Annotated in this window: 24 protein-coding genes; 14 read left to right on the forward strand and 10 right to left on the reverse strand. The window is 72.9% G+C overall.

The genetic code is table 11. From position 1 onward, the window contains the following. Positions 1–91 precede the first annotated feature (91 nt). From BGO37_RS09685 to BGO37_RS09715, 7 genes are all read left to right on the forward strand, one after another. On the forward strand, positions 92–1,441 hold the full coding sequence (locus tag BGO37_RS09685; protein ID WP_291754348.1) for a glycoside hydrolase family 36 protein: 1,350 nt from the start codon (positions 92–94) through the stop codon (positions 1,439–1,441). A gap of 44 nt (positions 1,442–1,485) precedes the next feature. Next, complete coding sequence (locus BGO37_RS09690) at positions 1,486–2,403, forward strand: alpha/beta fold hydrolase (RefSeq protein WP_291754349.1); 918 nt, start codon at positions 1,486–1,488, stop codon at positions 2,401–2,403. 169 nt (positions 2,404–2,572) lie between these two features. After that, entirely contained in the window at positions 2,573–3,118 is a 546-nt protein-coding gene (locus BGO37_RS09695; RefSeq protein WP_291754350.1) for a sigma-70 family RNA polymerase sigma factor, read from the forward strand. Next, the gene (locus BGO37_RS09700; protein ID WP_291754352.1) at positions 3,115–3,909 is read left to right on the forward strand and encodes a hypothetical protein; all 795 of its coding nucleotides are present in this window, start codon (positions 3,115–3,117) and stop codon (positions 3,907–3,909) included. Before BGO37_RS09695 ends, BGO37_RS09700 begins: the two co-directional genes overlap by 4 nt. A 226-nt stretch (positions 3,910–4,135) precedes the next feature. Continuing rightward, the gene (locus BGO37_RS09705; protein WP_291754353.1) at positions 4,136–6,715 is read left to right on the forward strand and encodes an ATP-dependent Clp protease ATP-binding subunit; all 2,580 of its coding nucleotides are present in this window, start codon (positions 4,136–4,138) and stop codon (positions 6,713–6,715) included. 131 nt (positions 6,716–6,846) lie between these two features. Continuing rightward, positions 6,847–8,313, forward strand: coding sequence for a serine hydrolase (locus BGO37_RS09710; protein WP_291754354.1), 1,467 nt, complete (start codon positions 6,847–6,849; stop codon positions 8,311–8,313). Further along, positions 8,310–9,806, forward strand: a complete 1,497-nt coding sequence (locus BGO37_RS09715; protein ID WP_291754355.1) for an amino acid permease — start codon at positions 8,310–8,312, stop codon at positions 9,804–9,806. Before BGO37_RS09710 ends, BGO37_RS09715 begins: the two co-directional genes overlap by 4 nt. On the opposite strand, the gene BGO37_RS09720 is transcribed toward BGO37_RS09715, so the two are convergent. The 4 genes from BGO37_RS09720 to BGO37_RS09735 all read right to left on the reverse strand — a co-directional run bounded on the left by BGO37_RS09720 (position 9,803) and on the right by BGO37_RS09735 (position 11,964). Continuing rightward, entirely contained in the window at positions 9,803–10,258 is a 456-nt protein-coding gene (locus BGO37_RS09720) for an SRPBCC family protein (RefSeq protein ID WP_291754357.1), read from the reverse strand. The genes BGO37_RS09715 and BGO37_RS09720 overlap by 4 nt on opposite strands. Next, positions 10,255–10,617, reverse strand: coding sequence for a helix-turn-helix transcriptional regulator (locus tag BGO37_RS09725; protein ID WP_291754358.1), 363 nt, complete (start codon positions 10,615–10,617; stop codon positions 10,255–10,257). The genes BGO37_RS09720 and BGO37_RS09725 overlap by 4 nt, the downstream gene beginning before the upstream one ends. A gap of 61 nt (positions 10,618–10,678) precedes the next feature. Then, on the reverse strand, positions 10,679–11,440 hold the full coding sequence (locus BGO37_RS09730) for an ABC transporter ATP-binding protein (RefSeq protein WP_291754359.1): 762 nt from the start codon (positions 11,438–11,440) through the stop codon (positions 10,679–10,681). A gap of 65 nt (positions 11,441–11,505) precedes the next feature. Then, the gene (locus BGO37_RS09735; RefSeq protein ID WP_291754360.1) at positions 11,506–11,964 is read right to left on the reverse strand and encodes a tRNA (cytidine(34)-2'-O)-methyltransferase; all 459 of its coding nucleotides are present in this window, start codon (positions 11,962–11,964) and stop codon (positions 11,506–11,508) included. 59 nt (positions 11,965–12,023) lie between these two features. Here BGO37_RS09735 and BGO37_RS09740 point away from each other — a divergent pair, with 59 nt between their 5' ends. Next, entirely contained in the window at positions 12,024–13,073 is a 1,050-nt protein-coding gene (locus BGO37_RS09740; RefSeq protein ID WP_291754362.1) for an aldo/keto reductase, read from the forward strand. A gap of 20 nt (positions 13,074–13,093) precedes the next feature. Here the strand turns inward: BGO37_RS09740 and BGO37_RS09745 are convergent, their stop codons facing one another. Both BGO37_RS09745 and recQ read right to left on the reverse strand, forming a co-directional pair. Continuing rightward, on the reverse strand, positions 13,094–13,990 hold the full coding sequence (locus BGO37_RS09745; RefSeq protein WP_291754364.1) for a hypothetical protein: 897 nt from the start codon (positions 13,988–13,990) through the stop codon (positions 13,094–13,096). Between the two features lie 13 nt (positions 13,991–14,003). After that, positions 14,004–15,872 carry a DNA helicase RecQ gene (gene recQ / locus BGO37_RS09750; RefSeq protein WP_291754366.1) on the reverse strand — a complete coding sequence of 623 codons (1,869 nt, stop codon included), beginning with the start codon at positions 15,870–15,872 and terminating at the stop codon, positions 14,004–14,006. Between the two features lie 79 nt (positions 15,873–15,951). On the opposite strand from recQ, the gene BGO37_RS09755 reads away from it, so the two are divergent. From BGO37_RS09755 to BGO37_RS09770, 4 genes are read left to right on the forward strand one after another with little or no spacing between them, the layout of a single operon-like run. Next, positions 15,952–16,770 (forward strand): SDR family oxidoreductase, encoded by an 819-nt coding sequence (locus tag BGO37_RS09755; RefSeq protein ID WP_291754367.1) that lies wholly within the window; start codon positions 15,952–15,954, stop codon positions 16,768–16,770. 19 nt (positions 16,771–16,789) lie between these two features. After that, positions 16,790–17,350, forward strand: a complete 561-nt coding sequence (gene pyrE, locus BGO37_RS09760; RefSeq protein WP_291754368.1) for an orotate phosphoribosyltransferase — start codon at positions 16,790–16,792, stop codon at positions 17,348–17,350. 42 nt (positions 17,351–17,392) lie between these two features. Then, positions 17,393–18,217, forward strand: a complete 825-nt coding sequence (locus tag BGO37_RS09765) for a hypothetical protein (RefSeq protein ID WP_291754369.1) — start codon at positions 17,393–17,395, stop codon at positions 18,215–18,217. A gap of 54 nt (positions 18,218–18,271) precedes the next feature. Next, positions 18,272–18,841, forward strand: coding sequence for a LemA family protein (locus BGO37_RS09770; protein WP_291754371.1), 570 nt, complete (start codon positions 18,272–18,274; stop codon positions 18,839–18,841). Here the strand turns inward: BGO37_RS09770 and BGO37_RS09775 are convergent, their stop codons facing one another. Both BGO37_RS09775 and BGO37_RS09780 read right to left on the reverse strand, forming a co-directional pair. Continuing rightward, positions 18,842–19,858: an AAA family ATPase gene (locus BGO37_RS09775; protein ID WP_291754373.1), complete on the reverse strand. Its 1,017-nt coding sequence runs from the start codon at positions 19,856–19,858 to the stop codon at positions 18,842–18,844. Positions 19,859–19,908: 50 nt separating this feature from the next. Beyond that, on the reverse strand, positions 19,909–20,571 hold the full coding sequence (locus BGO37_RS09780) for a VTT domain-containing protein (protein ID WP_291754374.1): 663 nt from the start codon (positions 20,569–20,571) through the stop codon (positions 19,909–19,911). Positions 20,572–20,674: 103 nt separating this feature from the next. Here BGO37_RS09780 and fbaA point away from each other — a divergent pair, with 103 nt between their 5' ends. Continuing rightward, complete coding sequence (gene fbaA / locus BGO37_RS09785) at positions 20,675–21,700, forward strand: class II fructose-bisphosphate aldolase (RefSeq protein ID WP_291754376.1); 1,026 nt, start codon at positions 20,675–20,677, stop codon at positions 21,698–21,700. A gap of 23 nt (positions 21,701–21,723) precedes the next feature. Here the strand turns inward: fbaA and BGO37_RS09790 are convergent, their stop codons facing one another. After that, a complete protein-coding gene (locus BGO37_RS09790) occupies positions 21,724–22,137 on the reverse strand; it encodes an STAS domain-containing protein (protein ID WP_291754379.1) in 414 nt (137 codons plus the stop codon). 149 nt (positions 22,138–22,286) lie between these two features. Here BGO37_RS09790 and BGO37_RS09795 point away from each other — a divergent pair, with 149 nt between their 5' ends. Then, a complete protein-coding gene (locus BGO37_RS09795; RefSeq protein WP_291754380.1) occupies positions 22,287–23,573 on the forward strand; it encodes an adenylosuccinate synthase in 1,287 nt (428 codons plus the stop codon). Here BGO37_RS09795 and BGO37_RS09800 read toward each other — a convergent pair. Continuing rightward, positions 23,551–25,032 (reverse strand): MFS transporter, encoded by a 1,482-nt coding sequence (locus BGO37_RS09800; protein ID WP_291754381.1) that lies wholly within the window; start codon positions 25,030–25,032, stop codon positions 23,551–23,553. The two genes, BGO37_RS09795 and BGO37_RS09800, sit on opposite strands and share 23 nt — an antisense overlap. Positions 25,033–25,119: the final 87 nt, after the last annotated feature.

Raw genomic sequence — 25,119 nt, forward strand, 5'->3', positions numbered from 1 at the left:
GCCGCCGACCCACGTCGGGGGACCCGCACCGGGTCCCCCGACGCGTGTCACCGTCCAGGACTTCTCCCGGAGGCGTGACAGGATCCCCCGAGTGACCAGCCCCTTCCAGCCCGCCTGCGAGATCGCCGTCGCCCCGGCGGCGCGCGTCTACGAGCACGGCTGGCAGTCCTTCTCCCCCTCGCACGCCTACCGGATCGGCGAGCGGCCCCTGCGGCCCGCCTCCGAGCGCAACCGGATCCTCAACTACCGGCACGATTCCGCCCCGGGCGCCGACGCGTTCTTCGGCGAGGGCCTGCTCGCCGTCGAGGACGCCTTCGGCGCCACGCACGTGATCTCCGGCGTCGACCCGTTCGCCACCGCCACCCGCATCCGCGCCCAGGTGCACCACGGCCGGCGCGCGGCCAGTCTCGTCGTCGACGCAGACGGCCCGGTGCAGGTGACGACCGTGGCCGGCGGGCTCGACGGCGCACTGGCGACCTGGGCAGGCGAGGCCGCGGCGGGCGCTGGTGTTCCGGCGCCCCGTCCCGCCCCCACGGCGTGGTGCTCCTGGTACACGTACGGCGGCGGGGTCCGCCCGGAGGACGTTCACGAGAACCTCGCGGCGATGGACGCGCTGGAGCTGCCCGTCGACGTGGTCCAGCTGGACGACGGCTACAGCGCCGGCATCGGCGACTGGCTCGTCCCGTCGGACCGCTTCCCGGACCTCGCCGGGCTCGTCGGGCGCATCCGCGACTCCGGCCGGCGCGCGGGCATCTGGATCGCGCCCTTCCTCGCCGCGGCCGACTCGGCGCTCGCCACCGAGCACCCGGACTGGCTCGTCCGACGCCCGCACGGCGCCCCGGTGCACGCCGGGAACAACTGGGGCCGCGACCTGTGCGCCCTCGACGTGACGCACCCGGACGCGGCCGCGTGGCTGCACGGCGTGGTGACGACCTTCGTCGGCTGGGGCGTCGACTACCTCAAGGCGGACTTCCTGGCGGCCGGCGCGGTCCCCGGGCTCCGTCACTCGGGCGCCGACCCGGTCACGGCCTACCGGGAGGGCCTGCGGCTGCTGCGCGACGCGCTCGGTCCGGACGCCCACCTGCTCGGTTGCGGCGCCCCGGTGCTGCCGTCGGTCGGCCTCGTCGACTCGCTGCGCGTCTCCGCCGACACCGACGCCGAGATGGAGCCGGGTGACGGGGACTACAGCCAGCCGAGCCAGGCGGCGGCGCGGCTCGGCGGCCGGGGGCGGCAGTTCATGAACGGCGTGCTGTTCGTCAACGACCCCGACTGCCTCATCGTCGCCGAGCACGTCGCCGACCGCGGCGGCTGGGCGGACCACGTCGCGGCGACACGCGGTGCGGTGGTGAGCAGCGACCGCCTCGGGACGCTCGACGCCTGGGGGCTGGACCGGACGCGGCAGCTGCTCACCGCGGCCGCGGCGGGGTGGCCGGAGGCGTAGCGGGACGCCGGTGACCGGCGGCGACGCGGTGCTACCGTCGCCGGGTGCCGGCCACGCCCCCGCCTTCTCGGCGCACGACGACGGCGCGGCGCACCCTTCGGCGGACCCGGGCCGTCGCCGCGCTCGCGGCGACCAGGGCGCAGCTCCAGGTGCTGCAGGTGGTGGCTCCGCGGGCGGCCGGGCGCAAGGCCGTCGACCTGTGGTGCACGTACCCGCAGGGCGCGCGCTCGCGCGACAACCGGCCCGGGCCGGGCGAGGTGGTGCGCCTGCCGGCGGTGCGCGCCGGTGACGTCGTCGTGGAGAGCTGGGGCGAAGGGCCGCTCGTCTACCTGGTTCACGGGTGGGGCGGCTGGCGCGGCCAGCTCGGCGCGTTCGTCGGACCGCTCGTCGCGGCCGGCCACCGCGTGGTGGCGTTCGACGCGCCCGGTCACGGCGACGCCGATCCGGGCATGCTGGGCGAGGACCGCGGCACGCTGATGGAGCTGATGGAGGCGTTCGAGGTCGTCGGCTGCGAGCTCGGCCCGGCCGCGGGCGTCGTCGCGCACTCGCTCGGCACCACGTCCGCCGCGCACGTGATCCACGAGGGCTTCGCCGCCGAGAAGCTCGTCCTCGTCGCGCCGAACGGCAGCTTCGTCGACCTCGTCGCCCGGTTCGCCGGCGCGCTGGGCCTGCGGGACCGCACGGCGGACGTGCTGCGCGGCGCCCTCGAGGACGCCACCGGGCACCGGCTGGCCGACTTCGACATCGCGCCGCTCGGCGTCGACGGCGCGATGCCGGACACGCTCGTGGTGCACGACCGCCGCGACCGCCAGGTCGCCCACGCCGAGGGCGCCGCGATCGCGACCGCCTGGCCCAACGCGCGGCTGGTGAGCACCGACGGGCTGGGCCACGAGCGGATCCTCGCCGACCCGACGGTCGTGGCGGCCGCCGTGGCCCACGTGACGGGTGCCCCGCTCGCCTGAGCGTGGTGCCCTCGTCACGGCGCGGGCACGGGAGGGACGGCGTCGCGCGCGTTTGCGCGGCGCACCATCCGCGCACGAACGCACAACGTTCCGCGGGTCGCCGGCGTTCATAACGCGAGATGATCGGTGCGACCTGGCGTGTGGCCGCGAGGGATCCGGGGGGATGTCCATGGCCGCGTGGCAAGGACTCCTGGAGGAGCTGCTGCGGGAACGCCGACCGGCGCTGGTCGCCTACGCGTCACTGCTGACGGGCGACCGCTGCGCGGCGGAGGACCTGGTGCACGACGCGCTCGTCCGCACGTTCGGCCGCCCGCGTGCCCTGCCGAACGTGAACGCCGCCGACGCGTACGTGCGCCGTGCGATCGCGAGCATCTTCATCGACCGTGCCCGCTCGCGGCGGCGTTGGCTGACGGCGCTGCCGCGCATGGCTGGGGGCACGGACTCCGACCAGGGGCCCGACGAGGTCGCCGCGCGGCTGGACGCGCGTGCCGCCCTGGTCACGCTGCCGCGGAGGCAACGGACGTGCGTCGTGCTGCGGTTCTACGACGACCTGACGGTGCCGGAGATCGCCCACCAGCTGGGACTCAGCGACGGCGCCGTGAAGCGATACCTGAGTGACGGCATCCACCACCTCAATGCCCTGCTCGGCACCACCGCCGAGGTGGGTGACGCGACGAGCGTCCCCGTGTACACGAGCGGAAGGAGACCGCGATGAGCGACGACCTGTCCGCACTGCTCCGTGCGGCCGCGCTCGAGCAGGAGGGTGCGGCGAGGACCGAGCGCCCCTATTCGGTCGAGATGCTCCGCCGGTACGTGCGCGACGTCCGGCGCCGCCGGGCGGTGGGCGGGGCCTCGCTGGCGGTCGCAGGTGTGGTGGTCGTCGGCGCCGTGCTCATCGGCGCCAGCCACCTCGCACCACCGGACCCGCTCACGCCCGTCGGCACCTCGTCCGCCCCCTCGGCCGGCCCTTCTCCGACGATCGAGGCGACGCCGACCCCGACAGCCACGCCGACCTCCGCTCCGACGGCGACGCCCGTCCCTCCGGCGACGCCGACATCACCGCCGCCGACGAGCACCGCGGCGCTACCCACGCACCAGGCGACCCAGGCCCCGCCGGCCACTGCGCTCCCGGAGCCCCCGGGCGTGGTGACGGTCGTCTACTCCGGCCCGGGCGGAGGGTCGGGTGAGGTGATGGTCACCTGGGCTCCGACGGCGGGTGCGACCGGCTACCGCGTGTACAGGTCGGCCGTCGCGACGGGCCCGTTCGCCCTCTCAGCGAGCTATGACGTGGCCACCGGCCGGACGACCGTCGCCTTCACCGACTTCTACGAGTCCATCCAGATATGGCAGCCACAGGGCGGCGACTACCTGGACCTCCAGTACATCGAAGCGATCAGCGGAGATCGCGCCTACTTCCGTGTGACGGCGTTCAACGCCGGAGGAGAGGGTCCGTCGTCCGCCGTGGTCTGCGGTGAGGCACCCGGGGTGCTGCCGAGCCAGTGCTGACCACCTGGCGGATCCTGGCCGGTCGGAGGGCCGGTGCGGCTGTCGCGACGCGCCTGGCACTCTCGTCGTCCGCCACCTGAGGCGGGCACTGCGTCACGCCTGCGGCGAACAGGGGACTGTGGCGCCACACCCCACGGTTAGCATCGAACAAGCCGGCCGTTCTACGCCCGCGGCAGCCAGTTGCCGATAGGACAAGCGGTAGGCGCAAGCCCCGTGAGGAGTGCACATGTTCGAGAGATTCACGGACCGGGCCCGCCGGGTGGTCGTCCTCGCCCAGGAAGAGGCGCGGATGCTCAACCACAACTACATCGGCACCGAGCACATCCTCCTGGGTCTCATCCACGAGGGTGAGGGTGTCGCCGCCAAGGCGCTCGAGTCGCTGGGCATCAGCCTGGAGGCGGTGCGCGCGCAGGTGCAGGAGATCATCGGCGAGGGCCAGCAGGCCCCCTCCGGGCACATCCCCTTCACGCCGCGCGCCAAGAAGGTGCTGGAGCTGTCGCTGCGCGAGGCGCTGCAGCTCGGCCACAACTACATCGGCACCGAGCACATCCTCCTCGGCCTCATCCGCGAGGGTGAGGGCGTCGCCGCCCAGGTGCTCGGCAAGCTCGGCGCGGACCTCAACCGGGTGCGCCAGCAGGTCATCCAGCTGGTCTCCGGCTACCAGGGCAAGGAGCCGGTCGCGGCCGGCGGCCCCGCCGAGGGCCAGCCGTCCGGGTCGGCGGTGCTCGACCAGTTCGGCCGCAACCTGACGCAGGCTGCGCGCGACGGCAAGCTCGACCCGGTCATCGGACGTGAGAAAGAGATCGAGCGGGTCATGCAGGTGCTGTCCCGCCGCACCAAGAACAACCCGGTGCTCATCGGGGAGCCCGGCGTCGGCAAGACGGCCGTCGTCGAGGGCCTGGCGCAGGACATCGTCCGCGGCGACGTGCCGGAGACGCTCAAGGACAAGCAGCTGTACACGCTGGACCTCGGCGCGCTGGTGGCCGGCTCGCGGTACCGCGGCGACTTCGAGGAGCGCCTGAAGAAGGTGCTCAAGGAGATCCGCACCCGCGGCGACATCATCCTGTTCATCGACGAGATCCACACCCTCGTGGGTGCGGGTGCCGCCGAGGGCGCGATCGACGCCGCGTCGATCCTCAAGCCGATGCTCGCCCGTGGCGAGCTGCAGACCATCGGCGCCACCACGCTCGACGAGTACCGCAAGTACGTCGAGAAGGACCCGGCCCTCGAGCGCCGGTTCCAGCCCATCCAGGTGGCCGAGCCGACGCTGCAGCACACCATCGAGATCCTCAAGGGCCTGCGCGACCGGTACGAGGCGCACCACCGCGTCACCATCACGGACTCCGCCCTCGTGGCGGCCGCGACGCTGGCGGACCGGTACGTCAACGACCGGTTCCTGCCGGACAAGGCGATCGACCTGGTCGATGAGGCGGGCGCGCGCCTGCGGATCCGTCGCATGACGGCGCCGCCGGAGCTGCGCGAGCTGGACGAGCAGATCGCGTCCACACGCCGCGACAAGGAGTCGGCGATCGACGAGCAGGACTTCGAGCGCGCCGCGCGCCTGCGCGACACCGAGAAGCAGCTCGGCCTGCGCCGTTCGGAGAAGGAGAAGGCCTGGAAGAACGGCGACCTGGACGCCGTCGCGGAGGTCGACGAGGAGCTGATCGCCGAGGTCCTGGCCAACGCGACCGGCATCCCCGTGTTCAAGCTCACCGAGGAGGAGTCCAGCCGGCTCCTGCACATGGAGGAGAACCTGCACAAGCGCGTCGTCGGGCAGGACCAGGCGATCCACGCGCTGTCGCAGGCCATCCGCCGCACCCGGGCCGGCCTCAAGGACCCGAAGCGTCCCGGTGGGTCGTTCATCTTCGCCGGCCCCACCGGCGTCGGGAAGACCGAGCTGGCCAAGGCGCTGGCGGAGTTCCTCTTCGGGGACGAGGACGCGCTCATCCAGCTCGACATGTCCGAGTTCTCGGAGAAGCACACCGTCAGCCGGCTCTTCGGCTCGCCCCCCGGCTACGTCGGGTACGACGAGGGTGGCCAGCTGACCGAGAAGGTGCGGCGCAAGCCGTTCTCCGTCGTCCTGTTCGACGAGGTGGAGAAGGCCCACGCCGACATCTTCAACTCGCTGCTGCAGATCCTCGAGGACGGTCGCCTCACCGACTCCCAGGGCCGGGTGATCGACTTCAAGAACACCGTCATCATCATGACCACCAACCTCGGCACCCGAGACATCGCCAAGGGCGTCATGACCGGCTTCCAGGCCGGCGGCGACCTGTCGACGAGCTACGAGCGCATGAAGGCGAAGGTCAACGACGAGCTCAAGCAGCACTTCCGGCCCGAGTTCCTCAACCGTGTCGACGACGTGGTGGTGTTCCCGCAGCTGAGCCAGGAGGAGATCGTCGAGATCGTCGACCTCATGGTCGCGAAGCTCAACGCGCGCCTCAAGGACAAGGACATGGCCGTCGAGCTGTCGCCCACGGCCAAGAAGCTGCTCTCCGAGAAGGGCTACGACCCGGTGCTCGGCGCCCGGCCGCTGCGCCGCGCGATCCAGCGGGACATCGAGGACACGCTGTCCGAGAAGATCCTGTTCGGCGAGCTCAAGCCCGGCCAGCTGGTGCTGGTCGACGCCGAGGGCGAGGGGCTGCTCGGGGAGTTCACCTTCCGGGGCGTGCCGATCAGCGAGCGCGGCAAGGTCGCGCCCGAGCCGGTGCCGGCGGGCGTCGGTGGTTCCGGCTCCGGCACCAACGTGCCGGCGTCGCCCCGCCACGTGGCCGGCGACAGCGGCACGGGCCTCATGCCGGCGTAGCACCCGCACGACGAACGAAGCCCGGCCCCCCCGAGGGGGCCGGGCTTCGTCGTGCCGGCACGGTCACGGCGCCCGGTCGTCGGCCGAGACGCCTGCGCCGCTCCCCCGCCCGGGTGGCAGGGTGTGCACCCATGACATCGCCGTTGCCGCGCAGCGCCCCCGAACCCCAGGGAGTCGACCCGCGCGCCGTCCTCGCCACCCTCGAGGCCATCGCCGCCATCCCCGAGATCCACTCGATCATGGTCGTGCGCCACGGCCACGTGGTCGCCGAGGGCTGGGCGCACCCCTTCGCCGCCGACCGCCGCCAGACCGTCTACTCGCTGAGCAAGACCTTCACCGCCACGGCCGTCGGCTTCGCCGCCGCCGAGGGACTGCTGCGGCTCGACGACGCCGTGGCGAACCTGCTGCCGGACAAGGCGCCGGCACAGCCCGACGAGCGGCTGGCCAGGATGACCGTGCGCCACCTGCTCACCATGTCCACCGGCCACGACCCCGAGCCGACGGTCATCGACACGCCCGGCGACTGGGTGGCGACCTTCCTGGCGACGCCGCTGGTGCACGAGCCGGGGGAGCGGTTCATCTACAACACCCCGGCGACGCACGTCCTGTCGGCGATCGTGCAGCGTCTCAGCGGGCAGCGCCTCCTCGACTACCTGACGCCGCGCCTGCTCGAGCCGCTCGGCATCGAGGGCGCCTGGTGGGAGGTGAGCCCGCAGGGCGTCGACCTCGGCGGCACCGGCCTGTCGATCACCACGGAGGACGCCGCCAAGCTCGGCCTGCTCTACCTGCAGGACGGGATGTGGCAGCGCCGGCGGATCCTCCCGGAGGGCTGGGTCGCCCAGGCCTCCGCCGCACAGGTCTCGACGGCGCACTGGGGCGGCACCGACTGGCAGCAGGGCTACGGCTTCCAGATGTGGCGGTCGCAGCACGGGTTCCGCGCGGACGGCGCGTTCGGCCAGTTCTCCCTGGTGCTGCCCGACGAGGACGCCGTGGTCGCCATCACCGGCGGCTTCCGGGACACGGGCGCGGTCCTGGACGCGGTGTGGACGCACCTGCTGCCCGGGCTGCACGACGAGCCGGTGGTGGCCGACGACGAGGGCCGTGCCGCACTCGAGGCGCGGCTCGGGGCGCTGCGGCTCGACCCGCCGACGGGCGACGCGGTGACGGGCACGGCCCGGCGCCTCTCCGGCTCGGTCCTCGTCGTGGAGGGCACGCCGCTGGGGGCGGTCTCGGTGGCGTTCGTCGCCGGCGAGGAGGCCGACGACCTCGTCGTACGCACTACTGGCGAAGGTGACGCGGGACGGGGCGCCGCAGAGCCCGTGGCGCTGCGGGCCGGGCACGGCGAGCCGGTCGCGCAGCGCGTGCCGAGCCCGTTCGAGCGGCGACACTCGCCGGAGGCCCTCGTCAGCGGCACGTGGACCGGGGCCGATCATTACGTGCTGACGGTGCGCTGGGTCGAGACGCCCCACGCGCTGACGCTCGACGTCGACGTGGACGGCGACCGCGTGGTGGTGGCCGCGCACGCGAACGTGTCCTTCGGCCCCACCGAGCTCGGGCCGTTCACCGGGCGGATCGCCTCCGGGGCGGTGCGGGCATGAGCCTCAACCTGCTCCGGCGCCCGTCGGTCGAGTCGGCCCTCGCGGCGTCCGCCGACCCCGAGCGCTCGCTGCGCCGCAGCCTGACGGCCTGGGACCTCGCGGTCATGGGCGTGGCGGTGGCCGTCGGCGCCGGCATCTTCTCGGTCGGCGCCACGGCGGCCGCGGACTACGCCGGTCCGGCCGTCATCGTCTCGTTCATCATCGCCGCGGTCGTCTGCGGGCTGGCGATCATGTGCTACGCCGAGTTCGCGTCGGCACTGCCGATCGCCGGGTCGGCGTACACGTTCAGCTACGCCACGATGGGCGAGGCCGTCGCCTGGATCATCGGGTGGGACCTCATCCTCGAGATGCTGCTGGGCTCGGCCGTCATCGCGAAGTTCTGGGGCGTGTACCTCGCCGACGCTTTCCACCTGTTCGGCGTCGACCTGCCGTCGACCGTGCACCTCGGCGGGCTGCGGGTCGACTGGGGACCGCTGCTCGTCGTCGCGCTGTTCACCACGCTGCTCGCCCTCGGCACGCGGCTCTCGTCGCGCGTGAACGCCGTGTTCACCGTGCTGAAGGTCGGCATCACGCTCTTCGTCGTCGTCGCCGGGTTCGGCTACGTCAAGGCGGCCAACTACCACCCCTTCGTGCCGCCGTCGCAGCCCTCCACCACCGGCTCGGTGCTGCACGAGTCCCTGGTCAACTGGGTCGCCGGCGCGGCACCGTCGATCTACGGCGTCTCCGGGATCCTCGGGGGCGCGGCCCTGGTGTTCTTCGCGTTCATCGGGTTCGACGTCGTGGCGACCACGGCCGAGGAGACGAAGGACCCGCAGCGGACCATGCCCCGCGGCATGCTCGGCGGCCTCGCGCTGACCACCGTGCTCTACGTGCTGGTGGCCATCGTCGTGACGGGCATGGTGCCCTACACGGCGCTGGCGGCGTCGAAGTCCCCGTCGCTGACCACCGCGTTCGAGCTGGTGGGCGCCGACTGGGCGGGCAAGGTCATCTCGGTCGGCATCGTCCTGGGCCTGACGAGCGTGCTCATGGTGCTCATGCTGGGGCTCACCCGGATCGTCTTCGCGATGAGCCGGGACGGGCTGCTGCCGCGTGCGCTGTCGCACACCTCCCCGCGGTTCGGCACGCCCGCGCGGCTCCAGATCGGCACCGGCGTCGTGGTGGCCGTCATCGCCGCGCTGTCGCAGGTCGACCTGCTCGAGGAGATGATCAACATCGGCACGCTGTCGGCGTTCGTGCTGGTCAGCTTCGGTGTCGTGGTGCTGCGCCGGCGGCGCCCGGACCTGCCGCGCGGGTTCCGCGTGCCGTGGTCGCCGGTGCTGCCCGTGCTGGCGGGCGTCGCGTGCCTCTGGCTGATGCTCAATCTCACGACGCTGACGTGGCTGCGGTTCCTCGTCTGGCTCGTCGTCGGCGCCGTGGTCTACGGGACCTACTCCTACCGGCACAGCCGGCTGCACCAGAGCGGCGAGCCGGCCGTGCGGCAGGACGTGGGCTAGGCGGTCGTCAAGGCCCGGCCGAGGTTGTCGAGGATCCAGCCCGTGCCCTGCTCGCGGAGCGCCGGGTCCTCGTGGCCGTCGTAGTAGACGCCCTGCTCCGTGAGCGTCAGCCGGGTGCCGGCGTCGGTGGGCGTCAGCTCGATCGACGCCAGCGAGTCGGACAGGCGGACGTCGTCGACGACCATGCCGTAGACGTAGACGAGGCGCAGGTCGTCGACGATCTCGAGGTACCGGGACTCGAAGCGCGACGTGGTGCCGTTGGCCCACCGGCCCTCGTCGTACTCGACGCCGCCCACCCGGAAGTCCATGCCGTGCCCGAGGGAGGTCCAGCCCTCGTCGGTGCCGAACCACTTCTGCTTGAGGGTCTCGTCGGCGAAGTGGCGGAACACCGTGGCGGGCGGCACGGGGTAGTCGCGCTCGAGCTGGAACGTGTTGTGCACCAACGTGGTCATGGACGGGGTCCTTCCGTGGCGGTCTTCGGGTCGGTCGCCGTGTCGGCGAGCAGTGCTCCGAGGCGGTCGAGCCGGCGCTCCCAGGCGGTGCGCCGGGCGGCGATCCACTCCTCTGCGGATCGCAGTGCGGCGGGGTCGACGCTGCACATGCGCACCCGCCCTTCCTTCTGGGTGTGCACCAGCCCGCCGGCCTCGAGCACACGCAGGTGCTGGAGCACGGCGGCGAGCGTGATGGTGAACCCGACGGCGAGCTCGGAGGCGGAGCGCGGTCCGGCGGTCAGCCGGTCGAGCATCGCGCGGCGGGTCGGGTCGGCGAGGGCCTGGAACGCCAGGTCCAGCTGCCGCTCTTGGTCAAGCATGTGCTTTAGTAAAGCGGTTGCTTGAGTGTTGCGCAACCCTCGGGGGTCGACGAGCCGCGGGTCAGGACCAGCGCAGCGTCGCCTCCGGCAGGGCGGCGACGAACTCCCGGGTGTCCGGGTGCTGCGGGTCGGCGAGCACCTCGCGCAGGGGGCCGTGCTCGACGAGCGTGCCGTCGGCCAGCACGTGCACCGTCGTGGTCAGCTGCTCGACGAGTCGCACGTCGTGCGACGCCAGCAGCAGGCCGGCGCCGTCGGCGGCGAGCCGGTCGGCGAGGACGCCGGCCAGCCGGTAGCGCGTCGTCTGGTCGATCGCCGTCAGGGGCTCGTCGAGCAGCAGGATCTCCGGGCGGGTCGCCAGCGCGAGCGTGAGGGCCAGCCGCTGCCGCTCGCCGCCGGACAGGGTGCCGACCTTCCGGGTCAGCAGGTGGTGCGGCAGCTCCATGTCGGCGAGCGCCGACTCCACGCCCAGGCCGGTCGACCGGCCGGCCGCCCGCGCCTCGTCCAGCGCGCCCTTGACGGCCTTCTCCACCGTGAACAGGGGGTCGGCGGCGCCGTGCCCGTTCTGGTGCACCACCCGCACGCGGGCGCGCAGCGCCTTCTTGTCCCGGCGGGCGGGCTTGAACACCTTCCGGCCGTCGAACGTCACGGACCCGCGGGTCGGTCCGGCGGTGCCGGCGAGGATCTCGACGAGCGTCGACTTGCCCACGCCGGACCGGCCGATGAGCCCGACCGCGTCGCCCGGACCGAGCGTCAGGTCGACGCCCGACAGGACGTCGGCCGCCCCGAAGCCCGCCCAGATGTCCCGTGCCTGCAGCTGTGCCATGCCAACCCCTCGTCGTGCCCCGGCCGGGGCTCAGTCCCACAACGGCCGGGCCCGCCGGAACGTTCTCACACGCCGCCGGGGAAGCCCAACCGGCGCCAGGCCTCGTACGTGGCGACCGCCGCGGCGTTCGACAGGTTCATGGAGCGGCGCCCGGGCAGCATGGGGATCCGCACCTGGTCGGTGACGCGCGGGTGCGTCCGCGCCTCCGGCGGCAGCCCGGTCGGCTCGGGGCCGAACAGCAGCGTGTCCTCGTCGGCCCACTCCACGTCGGTGTACCGGCGCGTCGCCTGGGTGGTGAAGGCGAAGACCCGGCCGACGCCGGCGAGCGCGTCGTCGAGGTCCGGGTGCACGACGACCTGGGCGAGGTCGTGGTAGTCGAGCCCGGCCCGCCGCAGCTTGGCCTCCGCCAGGTCGAAGCCGAGCGGCTCCACGAGGTGCAGCACGGCACCGGTGCCGCTGACCATCCGGATCGCGTTGCCGGTGTTGCCGGCGATCCGCGGCTCGTAGAAGACGACGTGCAGCACGGTCGGGATCCTGCCACCGGGTCACTAGCCTGGTCGTACACCCCACGAGAGGACCGTCGATGCCGACGCTCGAGCCGTACCAGGCCGCCCCCGACCGTTACGAGGCCATGCCCTACCGTCGGGTGGGCCGCTCCGGCCTCAAGCTGCCAGCCCTGTCGCTGGGGCTGTGGCACAACTTCGGCGACGAGCACCTCTTCGGCACGCAGCGCGCCACCCTGCGCCGCGCGTTCGACCTCGGCATCACGCACTTCGACCTGGCGAACAACTACGGCCCGAAGCCGGGCGCGGCGGAGGAGAACTTCGGCCGCCACCTCGCCGCCGACTTCCGCCCGTACCGCGACCAGCTGATCATCTCGACGAAGGCCGGCTACGACATGGGGCCGGGCCCGATCGGCCCGTACCAGGAGTGGGGCTCGCGCAAGTACCTGCTCAGCTCGTTGGACGCGTCGCTGCGCCGCATGGGCCTGGACTACGTCGACATCTTCTACCACCACCGCCCGGACCCCGACACGCCGCTGGAGGAGACCATGGGCGCGCTCGCCCAGGCGGTCCGCTCCGGCAAGGCGCTCTACGTCGGCGTCTCCAACTACGGGCCGGCGCGCACCCGCGAGGCGTACCGGATCCTGTCCGAGATGGGCGTGCGGCTGCTCATCCACCAGCCGAGCTACTCGATGTTCAACCGGCACGTCGAGCTCGTCGGCCCGGGTGAGACCGAGACGCTGCTGGACGTCGTCGGCGACCTCGGCGTCGGGACTATCGTCTTCTCCCCGCTCGCCCAGGGCCTGCTGACCGACCGCTACCTCTCGGGCTCGGTGCCCGCCGGCTCCCGTGTCGCGCAGGGCCGGTTCCTCACCGAGCGCAACCTCACGCCGGAGTACTTCGAGCGTGCGAGGGCGCTCGACGAGTTCGCGCGCGGTCGCGGCCAGACGCTCGCCGAGCTGGCGCTGACCTGGCTGCTGCGCGACGAGCGGGTGACGTCCGCCCTGATCGGCGCGTCGTCGGTCGCCCAGCTCGAGGACAACCTCGCCGCGCTCGCGGCGCCGCCGCTGACGCCCGACGAGATCGCGGCCCTCGAGCAGTGGGCGGTGGACGGCACCGGGGCCCGCTGACGGGTAGGCGGGCCGCCGGCCTAGGGGTTGACCTGGTCGCCGTCGACCATGAGGGAGTCGCTCTCGGACACCTCGAGGGCCTCGAGGGTCTCGTCCGCCAGCACGGTGTCGATGAGCCGGCGCGGGCCGCCGACGAGCGTGGAGTCGAGGTCCACCTCCGTGGCGACGCACCAGCTGCGGTCGTCGGGCCACAGCAGCGACGGGGTGCGCGTGCCCGGTCGGAAGGGCCGGACGTCCGCCCTCGCCGCGCCTTCGGCGAGCGCCCCCACGTCGTCGAGCGAGCCGGCGAACAGCATGTGGTGGCGGCCGGGCAGCTCGAGCATCGGGCCGCCGAGGACGCCGGGATCGAGCATCGGCCCGACGAGGACGTCGGGATCCGGCGTCGGGTCGCCGAGGACGGCGGGCCCGCGGGACGTTCGGGCGGCGCCGCGCCGGCGTAGCCGCGCGCCCACGCCGGTGCCGCTCCTGCGCAGCCGCATGCCCAGAGGCACGCCCGCATCGCCGTCGTGCCGGGCGGTCAGGAGCACGGACGTCTGCCAACCGGACCCCTCCCAGAACGCGGCCGTCACGGCGTCCGGCCCGGTGAACCCCCGCAGGACGGCGACCAGCGCGGCGAGCTGCCCCGGGTCGAGCTCGCCCGGCACCGGATCCGCCCCCGGCCAGCCGCCCTGGTGCCGTCCCATGTCCGGCCGTCGCGCGACCTTCCACCACTGGGCGGTCGGGTGCACCACGGTGCCGACGCTCGCGGCGACCTCCACCCACCGCACCGGCTCGTTCCCGCGGCCCCTCGCCCGGTGCAGCACGCGCGCGTAGGCGTCGAAGCCGCGGGGCACGACCGATCCGACCCAGCCGCCGAACGGGCCGAGCCGGTCGGCGACCCAGCCGCCGCGCTCGACGTCGGTCACCCAGCGGAACATGACGTCCAGCCTGTCAGGACGGATCCACGCCGTCGTCGTCTTTCGCGACGGCCTCGCCCGTCACCACGCCGAGCACGCCCGCGCCGTAGCGGTCGAGCTTGGCGGTGCCGACGCCGCCGATGCCGGCCAGCTCGTCGAGCGTCGTCGGGCGTCGCGTCGCCACCTCCCGCAGCGTGGCGTCGTGGAACACGACGTACGCCGGCAGGCCGGCCTCTCGGGCGACTCCCGCTCGCCAGGCCCGCAACCGCTCGAACAGGTCCGCGTCCGCGGCGGGAAGGTCGGCCGTCGCCTTGGCGGGCTTGGGACCCGCGCGACGGGAGCGCCCGGCGGCCGCCGCGTCGTGCCGCAGCCGGACCTCGCGCTCGCCGCGGAGCACCGCGGCGGAGTCGGGGGTCAGGTGCAGCGTGGAGTGCTCCGGCTCGACGCCGAGCAGCCGCGCGGCGACGAGCTGGCGCACCACGGCGCGCCACTCGCCGTCGGACAGGTCGGCGCCGATGCCGAACGTCGACAGCTCGGCGTGCCCGAGCGAGCGGACCCGCTCGGTCGTCTTGCCCCGCAGCACGTCCACCACGTGCCCGACGCCGTACCGCTGCCCCCGCTGGTCGAGGCGCACCACGGTCGACAGCAGCTTCTGCGCGGGCACTGTTCCGTCGTACGACGACGGCGGGTTCAGGCAGGTGTCGCAGTTGCCGCAGGGTGCGGACCCCTCGCCGAAGTACGAGAGCAGCTGCTGGCGCCGGCAGCCGACGGTCTCGCAGAGCGCGAGCATCGCGTCGAGGTGCTGCGCGAGGCGCCGCTTGTGCTGCTCGTCGCCCTCGGACATCTCGATCAGCCGGCGCTGCTGCACCACGTCCGCGAGCCCGTAGGCCAGCCAGGCGGTCGCGGGCAGGCCGTCCCGGCCGGCGCGGCCGGTCTCCTGGTAGTAGCCCTCGACCGACTTCGGCAGGTCGAGGTGCGCGACGAAGCGGACGTCGGGCTTGTCGATGCCCATGCCGAACGCGATGGTCGCCACCATGACCACGCCGTCCTCGCGCGCGAAGCGCGCCTGGTTGCGGGCGCGCACCGACCGGTCCAGGCCTGCGTGGTACGGCAGCGCATCGACGCCCTGACCGGCGAGCCAGGCCGCGGTCTCGTCGACCGACGCCCGCGTGAGGCAGTAGACGATCCCGGCGTCGCCGGGGTGCTCGTCGCGCAGCAGCGTCAGCAGCTGGGCCCGAGGGTTGTCCTTGGGGGCGATCCGGTACTGGATGTTGGGCCGGTCGAAGCTGGCGACGAAGTCGCGGGCGTCCGGCAGCTGGAGCCGGGCCCGGATCTCGGCGTGGGTGGCGGCCGTGGCGGTTGCCGTCAGCGCGAGCCGTGGCACGCCGGGCCATCGTTCGTGCAGCACCGCCAGCCGCAGGTACTCCGGACGGAAGTCGTGCCCCCACTGGGACACGCAGTGGGCCTCGTCGATGGCGAACAGCGCCGGCGTGCCGCGGCCGAGCAGGTCCAGGGTCTCGGGGGACAGCAGCCGCTCCGGGGCGAGGTACAGCAGGTCCAGCTCGCCGGCGAGGTAGGCGCGCTCGGTCGCCGCCCGCTCGTCGTACCCCTGCGTGGAGTTGAGGTAGCCGGCACGCACGCCGGCGGTGGTCAGCGCGTCCACCTGGTCGTGCATCAGCGCGATCAGCGGGGACACGACGATCCCGGTGCCCTCGCCCACCAGCGACGGGATCTGGTAGCACAGGGACTTGCCGCCGCCGGTCGGCATGAGCACCACGGCGTCCCCGCCGCCGACCACGTGGTCGATCACGTCGGCCTGGAAGCCGCGGAACTCGTCGTACCCGAAGACCGTGCGCAGCACGCCGTTCGCTGCGTCGTGCGGGGTCACGGTGGCGGGCGGCACGCCGTCACTGTACGGAACCCCACCGACGCCCGGCGCGGCCCTCTCCACAGCGGTCGGGCCCGGTCCGTAGGGTGGCCCCATGGGTACAGCCATGGTCACCGGCGCGAGCGCCGGCCTCGGGCTCGAGTTCGCGTGGCAGCTGGCGACCGCGCGGCACGACGTCGTCCTCGTCGCGCGCGACGGCGAACGCCTGCACCGCCTGGCGTCGCAGCTGGAGGCCGCGGCCGGCGTGCGGACCGAGGTGATGGTCGCCGACCTGTCGCAGCGCGACCAGCTCGAACCACTGGTCGAGCGGCTGCGGCACCCGATCCGGCCGGTCGGCCTCCTCGTCAACAACGCGGGGTTCGGCATCGCGCAGCCGTTCATCGGCGGCGACCTGGCCCGCGAGGAGGTCGCCCTCGACGTCATGGTCCGGGCGGTCCTCGTGCTGTCGCACGCCGCGGCGGGGGTGATGGTCGAGCGCGGGCGCGGCGCGATCCTCAACGTCGCGTCGATCGCGTCGCTGCTGGCGTCCGGGACCTACTCGGCGCACAAGGCGTGGGTGCGGGCCTTCACCGAGGGGCTCGCCGTCGAGCTGCGGGGCACCGGTGTCACCGCGACCGCGCTGTGCCCGGGGCTGGTGCACACCGAGTTCCACCAGCGTGGCGGCATCGACACCGAGGCGTTCCCGTCGCTGTCGTTCCTCAACCCCGAGGACGTCGTGGCGTCGGCGCTCGCGGACGTGCGCCGCGGCGCCGTCATCTCCACGCCGTCGCTGCGCTACAAGCTGGTCGCCGGGTCGGCGCGGGTCGCCCCCCGGTGGGCGATCCGGGCGGTCGGCCGGTACCGGCGCGAGCTGCAGGACACGCACCGCGAGCCGAGCGACACCGAGCGGGCGCACGACGAGCGCACGGCCTGAGTCCCGGTAGCCTGCGGCCGTGACCGACACCCGTGAACGGCTGCGCGACCTCATCACCGAGCTGGCCGTGGTGCGCGGCCGCATCACCCTGTCTTCCGGGCGGGAGGCCGACTACTACATCGACCTGCGGCGCATCACGCTGCACCACGAGGCGGCCCCGCTCGTCGGGCACGTGCTCCTCGACCGGCTGGAGGAGGTCGGCCTCGGCCCGGGCGAGGTGGACGCCGTCGGCGGCCTGACCCTCGGCGCCGACCCGGTCGCCGCGGCGCTCATGCACGCGGCGGCGTCCCGTGGGCTGGACCTCGACGCGTTCGTCGTGCGCAAGGAGGCCAAGGCCCACGGGCTGCAGCGGCGCATCGAGGGGCCGGACGTGGCGGGCCGGCGCGTGGTGGTCGTCGAGGACACGTCGACCACCGGCGGCTCGGCGCTGACCGCCGTCGACGCGGTGCGCGAGGCCGGCGGGAACGTGCTGGCGGTCGCTGCGCTGGTCGACCGGGACACCGGCGCCCGCGAGAAGGTCGAGGCGCTCGGCCTGCCGTACCACTACCTCTTCGGGCTGGCCGACCTCGGCCTCGGCTGAGGCTCGTTCAACGCCCGGCGTCCGGCTGCCGATGGGGGGAGCATGAGGGGCTGGCACGTGGGCTCGATCACCGGGGCGCTGGCCGTCGCGGCCTTCGCGATGCGGTTCGCGCCGTTCCGGGTCGAGATGTGGGTCCTGGCGGCGGTCGTCGTCGGGGGTGCCCTGGTGGCGTGGCGCGCGCACGCGCGCGCCGACCGGCTGCGGGTCTGGGCGCGGACGACGGGCTGGGCGTGGTGGGGCGACGACGACCAGTCGCTCGCGCAGGTGTGCCACCACGACCCCTTCGTCGGGCCGCAGAAGGTCTCGGAGGCGATGCGCGGCAGCTTCGGCGGCCGGGAGGCCGTCTCGTTCGTCACGACCATCGGGGCGCAGGACACCACGGAGCTCGTCACGCAGCTCGCCGGGTTCGGCGGCAGCACGTTCGGGTCCCGGCGCGACGAGCAGCCGGTGCGGTTCCACATCGTCGCGGTCCGGCTTCCGATGTGGCTGCCCATGGTCGACCTGGTCCCGGAGACCTTCTCGGTCAAGGTCGGGAAGGCCGTCGGCGCGCAGGACCTGCAGTTCGAGTCGGACCAGTTCAACCGCGCCTACCGCGTCCAGGCGCGCGACGAGCGGGCGGCGTACGCCCTGATCCAGCCGGTGCTCATGGAGCGGCTGCTGCGCGACGACGCGCGCTCGGTGGCGTGGCGCACCGACGGCACCTGGGTGGTGTCGTGGCAGCTGGGGAGCACCGACCTCGACTCGCTGCTGCGCCGGCTCGGCGTGCTGTCGGCGGTCGCCGCGTCGATCCGTCCGCACGTGTTCCAGCAGTACGGCATCGACACGGCCGGCTGGGACCCGACAGCACCTCCCACAGCCACCCTCTGAGCAGCGCCTTCGCTACCATGCGGTGACCGTCCCGACCGAAGGAAGGCTCGACCCGTGTCCGGTGGCACCCTCGCCCTGATCGTCATCGCCGTCATCGTCGTGCTCCTCCTGCTGTGGGCGGTGGCGCAGTACAACGGCCTGGTCCGGCTCCGGAACCTCGTCCAGGAGGCCTGGCGCCAGATCGACACCGAGCTGCAGCGCCGGCACGACCTCATCCCCAACCTCGTCGAGACGGTCAAGGGCTACGCCGCCCACGAGCGCGGGGTGTTCGACGAGGTGACCGCGGCCCGCGCCGCGGCCGCCCAGCCCGGCGTCGGCCCGGCGCAGCAGGCCCAGCAGGAGAACGTGCTGACCCAGGCGCTCGGACGCCTCTTCGCGGTCGCCGAGAACTACCCGGTGCTGCGCGCCAGCGAGAACTTCCAGCAGCTGCAGGCCGAGCTGTCCAACACCGAGGACCGCATCGCCGCCGGCCGCCGCTTCTACAACGCGAACGTGCGCGCGCTCAACATCAAGGTGGAGAGCTTCCCGTCCAACGTCGTGGCCGGCATGTTCGGCTTCACGCGGGCCGAGTACTTCGAGGCCGAGGACCCGCAGGTGCGCCAGGCGCCGACGGTGCAGTTCTGATCAGAAGGTGAACGCGGCGACGTGCTGCTCGGTCGGCGGCCGCGCCGCCGGGTCGTGCAGCGCGGGCAGCTGGTGGAGCAGCGGGTCGACGAGGCCGCGCCGGGGGTCGATGATGCCGGCGTCCGCCATGCGCTCGAGCAGGTAGGCGACCTCCGCGGTCGACATCCCGAGCGCCGCGGCGAGCGGCGCCGGCTCGATGAACCGCCCGGCCGTGGTGCACATCGCGGTGATCACCTCGTCGAGCTGGACCGGGTGCAGCGCGAAGACGCCGATGTCCTTGAAGAGCCCCTCCTCGAGCAGCTCGACGAACTCGTGGCTGACGCGCCCGAGGTCACGGTGCTCGGCGAGAGCGCGCGGGTACCCGCCGTGCTGGATGAAGGCCTTCCGGGCGGCCTCGGGGTCCGAGCCGGGGCGCGCGACGAGCAGCTCGGCGAGCGTGGAGGGCCGCAGGTAGCGCACGGACATCTGGCCCGGGTAACGGGCCGGCAGGTCCTCGACGACCGCTCCGGCGATCGAGGCCGTCACGAGGAGCTGGGCGTTCGGCGCCCCGCCGGCGACGACGTCGATCCAGTCCTCGGAGACGGAGGCCTCGTCGAGCACGACGAGGCGCGGGCCGTCGCAGGCGGGGGCGCCCACCCTCGTCGGGCGGCGCAGCGCGTTGTCGAGGTCGGCCGGCTCGAGCGGGTCGCGCTCCGGCTGCTCCGGCCCCGGCTCGACCGGCACCCAGAGGATGGCGCGCGGGTCGACAGCCAGGTCCGACAGCACCCGCAGCACGAGGTCCTTGGCGGCGGTCGTCTTGCCCACCCCGCGCGGGCCGACGAGCACGGTCGCGACACCGGCGCGGGGCGCGGTGCCGATCTCCGCGAGCGCGTCGCGGCCGGCCCGCGTCGCGGGGACCCACTCGTGTCGCTCACGCTGTGCGAGCTCGGGGTCGTCGGAGACCCAGGTCACCCGATGGTGTCGTGACCACCAGGGGTTCGCCGCGCGCAGCACCTGAGCCAGCTCGCTCGGACGCATGGCTCAGCATGACTCGTGACGTTTGTCACGAGGAGGGACCTCGGACCTGGTCAGGCGTCCAGGGCTGCGGCGGCCCGCCGAGCCTTGTGCCGCCGCCGGAGGGCCTCGACGATCATCGGCGAGACCGAGACCAGGACGACGAGCACGAGGAGGACCTCGATGTTGCTCTTGACGAACGGCAGCCCACCCAGCGCGTAGCCGAGCCAGGTGACGCCACCGGCCCACAGGACGACGCCGATCGCGTTGTAGGTCACGAAGTGGCGGTACGGCATCCGGACGACGCCGGCCACCGCGGCGGCGTACGTGCGGACGAAGGGGATGAACTGCGCGACGACGAGGGTGCGGCCGCCGTAGCGGTCGAAGTAGGCCTGCGTCTCGTCGATGTACCGCCGCTTGAAGATGCGGCCGTCGGGCCGGTCGAACAGCCGTTTGCCGATGACGCGTCCCAGGAAGTAGCCGCACTGCGTGCCGGCGAACGCAGTGAGGATGAGGATCACCGACAGCCAGCCGATCACGGGCAGGTGCGACCCGGGCTGCGCCGCGATCGCCCCGGCGGTGAACATCAGCGAGTCACCGGGCAGGAACGGGAACAGCAGCCCGACCTCGACGAACACCATCGCCATGATGAGGAGGAGCCCCCACGTGCCGACGTGGCGGATGATCGGCTCGGGGTCGAGGATGCTGGCGTGGACGGCCGCGGCGGCTAGGAGCACGCCGAACAGACTAGGCGACGTTGCCCTGACGTCCCGGGCTCCGGGTGAGAGAAGCGTGGAAGGATCGGGGGGACATCCCCCGACCACCACAGGAGAAGCTGCGATGCCCATCGCAACGCCCGAGGTGTACGCCGAGCTGATCGACCGGGCCAAGGCCGGCAAGTTCGCGTATCCCGCCGTCAACGTGACCTCGTCCCAGACCATCACGGCCGCCCTCCAGGGCTTCGCCGAGGCCGGGAGCGACGGCATCCTCCAGGTGTCGGTCGGCGGCGCCGAGTACGCCTCCGGCTCGACCATCAAGGACCGCGTCACCGGATCGCTCGCCCTCGCCGCCTACGCGCGCGAGGTCGCGAAGAACTACTCGGTGACCGTCGCCCTGCACACCGACCACTGCACCAAGCAGAACCTCGACAGCTGGGTCCGCCCGCTGCTCGCGCTCGAGGTGGAGCAGGTCAAGCGCGGCGAGGACCCGACGTTCCAGTCGCACATGTTCGACGGCTCGACGGTCCCGCTGGCCGAGAACCTCGTCATCGCGGCCGAGCTCCTCGAGCTGTCGCAGGCGGCCCACACGATCCTCGAGATCGAGATCGGCGTCGTCGGCGGCGAGGAGGACGGCCACTCCGCCGAGATCAACGACAAGCTGTACACGACCCCCGAGGACGGCCTGAAGACCGTCGCCGCGCTCGGCACGGGCGAGAAGGGCCGCTACCTGACGGCCCTGACGTTCGGCAACGTGCACGGCGTCTACAAGCCCGGTGCCGTCAAGCTGCGCCCGTCGATCCTGCTGGACATCCAGAAGGCCGTCGGCGAGAAGGTCGGCAAGGACTTCCCGTTCGACCTCGTCTTCCACGGCGGTTCCGGCTCGACGGCCGACGAGATCGCCGAGGCGGTCGCGAACGGCGTCATCAAGATGAACATCGACACCGACACCCAGTACGCGTTCACGCGCCCGGTGGTCTCGCACATGTTCACCAACTACGACGGCGTGCTCAAGGTGGACGGCGAGGTCGGCAACAAGAAGGCCTACGACCCGCGCGCCTGGGGCAAGGCCGCGGAGGCCGGCATGGCCGCCCGCATCGTGGAGGCCGCGCAGCAGCTCGGCTCGGCCGGCCACACGATCGGCAAGTAGCCCGACCCGAGGCCGCCCTCGTCCTACTGCTGGTCCGCCAGCGGTCGGAAGGGGGCGGCTTCGTCGTCCCCGGCGACGTCGACGAGCTCGCCGATGCGGGTGACCTCGAGGAGGAACTTCACCGTCGGCGGCACGCGCAGCAGCCGGACGCGGTGCTTGCTGTGGATCGACAGGCGCGCGAGGAACGCGACTCCCGCGGAGTCCATGAACGTCACGTGGTGGGCGTCGACCTCGATCGGGAGGTCGTGACGGTCGGCCTCGGTGGCCGCCTCGACCAGGTCGTCGCCCAGGTCGGAGTCGACGTCGCCGGACAGGACGATCCGCACCCGGTCCTCGCCGACGAGCACCTGGACCGCCCCCGGCTCGCTCGGCATCGTCGGCAGACCCGCCGAGGCATCGTCGCCCACGGGCATCTGGGAGCTGGTGTCGTCGATCACGGACCCCCCTCCGCGGTTGCCGGACGGGTGAACGCTAGAGAGCCGCGACGGCGCTGGTCAACACCTTCACCCGAGCGGCGCTGGGCTAGCCTCGTCCGTGCACCGGAGCGGCCAGGCCGGCGCGACAGCCGAGGGAAGTGGGGACTGACATGCCCGCCGTCGTGGTGCTCGGAGCCCAGTGGGGCGACGAGGGCAAGGGCAAGGCGACCGACCAGCTCGGTGACCGCACCGACTACGTCGTGAAGTTCAACGGCGGCAACAACGCAGGTCACACGGTCGTCGTGGCGGGTGAGAAGTACGCGCTGCACCTCATCCCGTCGGGCATCCTCACCCCCGGTGTCGTGCCGGTCATCGGCAACGGCGTCGTCGTCGACATCGAGGTGCTGTTCGAGGAGATCGACGCGCTGGAGGCCCGCGGCGTCGACACCTCCGGCCTGCTCGTCTCGTCGGCCGCCCACGTCATCGCGCCGTACAACCGGACGATCGACAAGGTGACCGAGCGGTTCCTCGGCTCGCGCCGCATCGGGACCACCGGCCGGGGCATCGGCCCCACCTACGCCGACAAGATCAACCGGATCGGGATCCGCATCCAGGACCTGTTCGACGAGTCGATCCTGCGCCAGAAGGTCGAGGGCGCGCTGGCGACGAAGAACCAGATGCTCGTCAAGATCTACAACCGGCGCGCGGTGACGGTCGAGGAGACCGTGGACGAGCTGCTGCGCTTCGCCGAGCGGCTGCGCCCGCACGTCGCGGACACGCCGCTGGTGCTCAACCAGGCGCTCGACGAGGGCAAGACGATCGTGTTCGAGGCCGGCCAGGCGACGATGCTCGACGTCGACCATGGGACGTATCCCTTCGTCACGTCGTCGTCGGCGACCGCCGGCGGGGCCTGCACCGGGTCCGGGGTCGGGCCGACGCGTATCGACCGCGTCGTCGCCGTCGCCAAGGCGTACACCACGCGCGTGGGCGAAGGCCCGTTCCCCACCGAGCTGCTCGACGCCGACGGCGACCGCCTGCGCGAGTCCGGCGGCGAGTACGGCACGACGACCGGGCGGCCGCGGCGCACCGGCTGGTACGACGCCGTCGTCGTGCGCTACGCGGCGCGCGTCAACGGGCTGACCGACCTCGTGGTCACCAAGCTGGACGTGCTCACCGGCTGGGAGAAGATCCCGGTCTGCGTCGCCTACGACGTGGACGGCACCCGGTTCGACGAGATGCCGTACGACCAGTCCGACTTCCACCACGCCAAGCCGGTCTACGAGTACCTCGACGGCTGGACCGAGGACATCTCGCAGGCGCGTGACTTCGAGGACCTGCCGGCCGCCGCGCAGCGCTACCTGCTGCGGCTCGAGGAGGTCAGCGGCGTCCGCGTGTCGTCGATCGGCGTCGGCCCGGGGCGTGAGGCGACGATCGTCAGGCACCAGCTGCTGGACTGAGGTCCGCCTCGTCCGCCTCGTCCGCGTCGTGCGCGGCGTCCACGTCGCCCACCGCGTCCACGTCGTCCTCGTCGGGCAGCTCGTGGGCGTCAACCTCGCGCTGGCGGACCGTCAGGGCGATGACCGCGAACGCCAGCACGCAGAGCACGGTGCCCCCCAGGAGGGCCGCCGGCAGGCCGAACGCCTGCCCGATGGCGCCGCCGAGGATCGCGCCGAGCGGCATGAGGCCGAAGGAGACCGTCCTGCTGGCGCCGGTGATGCGGCCCAGCATGTGCTTCGGCGTCATCCGCTGGCGGACCGACTGCGTGATGACGTTCCCGACGTTGCCGGTGGCGCCCATGACGAGCAGGGCGGCGGCGACCGGGGCGGGGGACGGCGCGAGCAGGGGGACGAGCAGCAGCAGCGCGTCGGCGAGGAAGGTCACGACGAGCATCCGCACCTCGCCCACGCGGTGGATCAGCCGCTCGGCGACGATCGAGCCGAGCACCGCCCCGACGCCCATGAGGGTGACGAGGAGCGTGAAGTGCTCCGGCTGCAGGCCCATGCGCGAGCCGGGGCCCACCATCCAGAGGACGAGCACCGCGGTGTAGGCCGTGCTGCCCATGTTGAAGACGCTGCCCGCGATGAGCATGGGGCGCATCACCGGGTGGCGCAGCAGGAACGCCAGGCCCTCGCGCACCTCGGCGTAGGCGTTGCGTCGCTGACCGTCGGCCGACGAGGCGTGGCGGTACCGCCCGCGGACGCCGACGAGGAGGAACAGCGCGGCGCCGACGCCGAGCGCCGCCGGGATCCCGAACACGTAGCCGGAGCCCAACGTCACCAGGAAGCCGGCGACGGGCATGCCGAAGAAGGAGTTCGCGACCTGCTGCGTGGCGAGCACGCGACCGTTCGCCGCCGCCAGCCGGTCCCGCTTGACCAGGTCAGGGACGATCGCGGCCTCGCCCAGCTCCGCGACCACGGCGGTGGTGCCGTAGAGCAGCACGAGCCCGACGAGCACCGGCATCGTCAGGTGGCCGGTGGCGGCCGTCACGGCGCCGCCGGTGAGCAGCACGGCACGGGCGAGCAGGGCCGTCATCTGGGCGTGCCGGCGATCGACGCGGTCGACGAGCAGGCCGCCGGCGATCCCGAGGAGCAGCCACGGGAGCCAAGCGGCGGCGGCGAGCAGCGACACCTGCGCGGGGGAGCGGGTGAGCGTGATGGCGATGAGGGGAGCGCCGGTCTGGACCACCCCGTCGCCCAGGTTGGCCAGTGCGGTCGAGGACAGGAGCGCGGTGAAGCGGCGGCCGAGGCCGGCGGGCCTGGCGGGCACAGCCGCCGCGTCGGCGGTGCCCTCACGCACGTCCGGCGTGCCACGCTCGTCGGCCGCGTCGTCGGGGCGCGCCCGGTCGTCGTCGGCTGGGACACCCCCGAAGGCGCCCGACGACCCGTGCGCCGCGCCCTCGTGCTGCTGCGTTCTCATCGGTACCCCACGTCGCTAGTCTGGACCCAGGCTTTGCAAGGAAGTCTTTGCAAAGAAACTTCTGCAAAGGTAACTCTGCACATGGTG

Origin of the sequence: Cellulomonas sp. 73-92, assembly GCF_001898175.1 — a bacterium.
GTDB lineage: Bacteria > Actinomycetota > Actinomycetes > Actinomycetales > Cellulomonadaceae > Cellulomonas.

Coding starts and splice junctions, on each gene's coding strand:
- BGO37_RS09695 (WP_291754350.1), top strand. CDS start 2,573: ATGGCCGCGTGGCAAGGACTCCTGGAGGAGCTGCTGCGGGAACGCCGA.
- BGO37_RS09700 (WP_291754352.1), top strand. CDS start 3,115: ATGAGCGACGACCTGTCCGCACTGCTCCGTGCGGCCGCGCTCGAGCAG.
- BGO37_RS09705 (WP_291754353.1), top strand. CDS start 4,136: ATGTTCGAGAGATTCACGGACCGGGCCCGCCGGGTGGTCGTCCTCGCC.
- BGO37_RS09710 (WP_291754354.1), top strand. CDS start 6,847: ATGACATCGCCGTTGCCGCGCAGCGCCCCCGAACCCCAGGGAGTCGAC.
- BGO37_RS09715 (WP_291754355.1), top strand. CDS start 8,310: ATGAGCCTCAACCTGCTCCGGCGCCCGTCGGTCGAGTCGGCCCTCGCG.
- BGO37_RS09720 (WP_291754357.1), bottom strand. CDS start 10,258: ATGACCACGTTGGTGCACAACACGTTCCAGCTCGAGCGCGACTACCCC.
- BGO37_RS09725 (WP_291754358.1), bottom strand. CDS start 10,617: ATGCTTGACCAAGAGCGGCAGCTGGACCTGGCGTTCCAGGCCCTCGCC.
- BGO37_RS09730 (WP_291754359.1), bottom strand. CDS start 11,440: ATGGCACAGCTGCAGGCACGGGACATCTGGGCGGGCTTCGGGGCGGCC.
- BGO37_RS09740 (WP_291754362.1), top strand. CDS start 12,024: ATGCCGACGCTCGAGCCGTACCAGGCCGCCCCCGACCGTTACGAGGCC.
- BGO37_RS09745 (WP_291754364.1), bottom strand. CDS start 13,990: ATGTTCCGCTGGGTGACCGACGTCGAGCGCGGCGGCTGGGTCGCCGAC.
- BGO37_RS09755 (WP_291754367.1), top strand. CDS start 15,952: ATGGGTACAGCCATGGTCACCGGCGCGAGCGCCGGCCTCGGGCTCGAG.
- BGO37_RS09765 (WP_291754369.1), top strand. CDS start 17,393: ATGAGGGGCTGGCACGTGGGCTCGATCACCGGGGCGCTGGCCGTCGCG.
- BGO37_RS09775 (WP_291754373.1), bottom strand. CDS start 19,858: ATGCGTCCGAGCGAGCTGGCTCAGGTGCTGCGCGCGGCGAACCCCTGG.
- fbaA (WP_291754376.1), top strand. CDS start 20,675: ATGCCCATCGCAACGCCCGAGGTGTACGCCGAGCTGATCGACCGGGCC.
- BGO37_RS09795 (WP_291754380.1), top strand. CDS start 22,287: ATGCCCGCCGTCGTGGTGCTCGGAGCCCAGTGGGGCGACGAGGGCAAG.
- BGO37_RS09800 (WP_291754381.1), bottom strand. CDS start 25,032: ATGAGAACGCAGCAGCACGAGGGCGCGGCGCACGGGTCGTCGGGCGCC.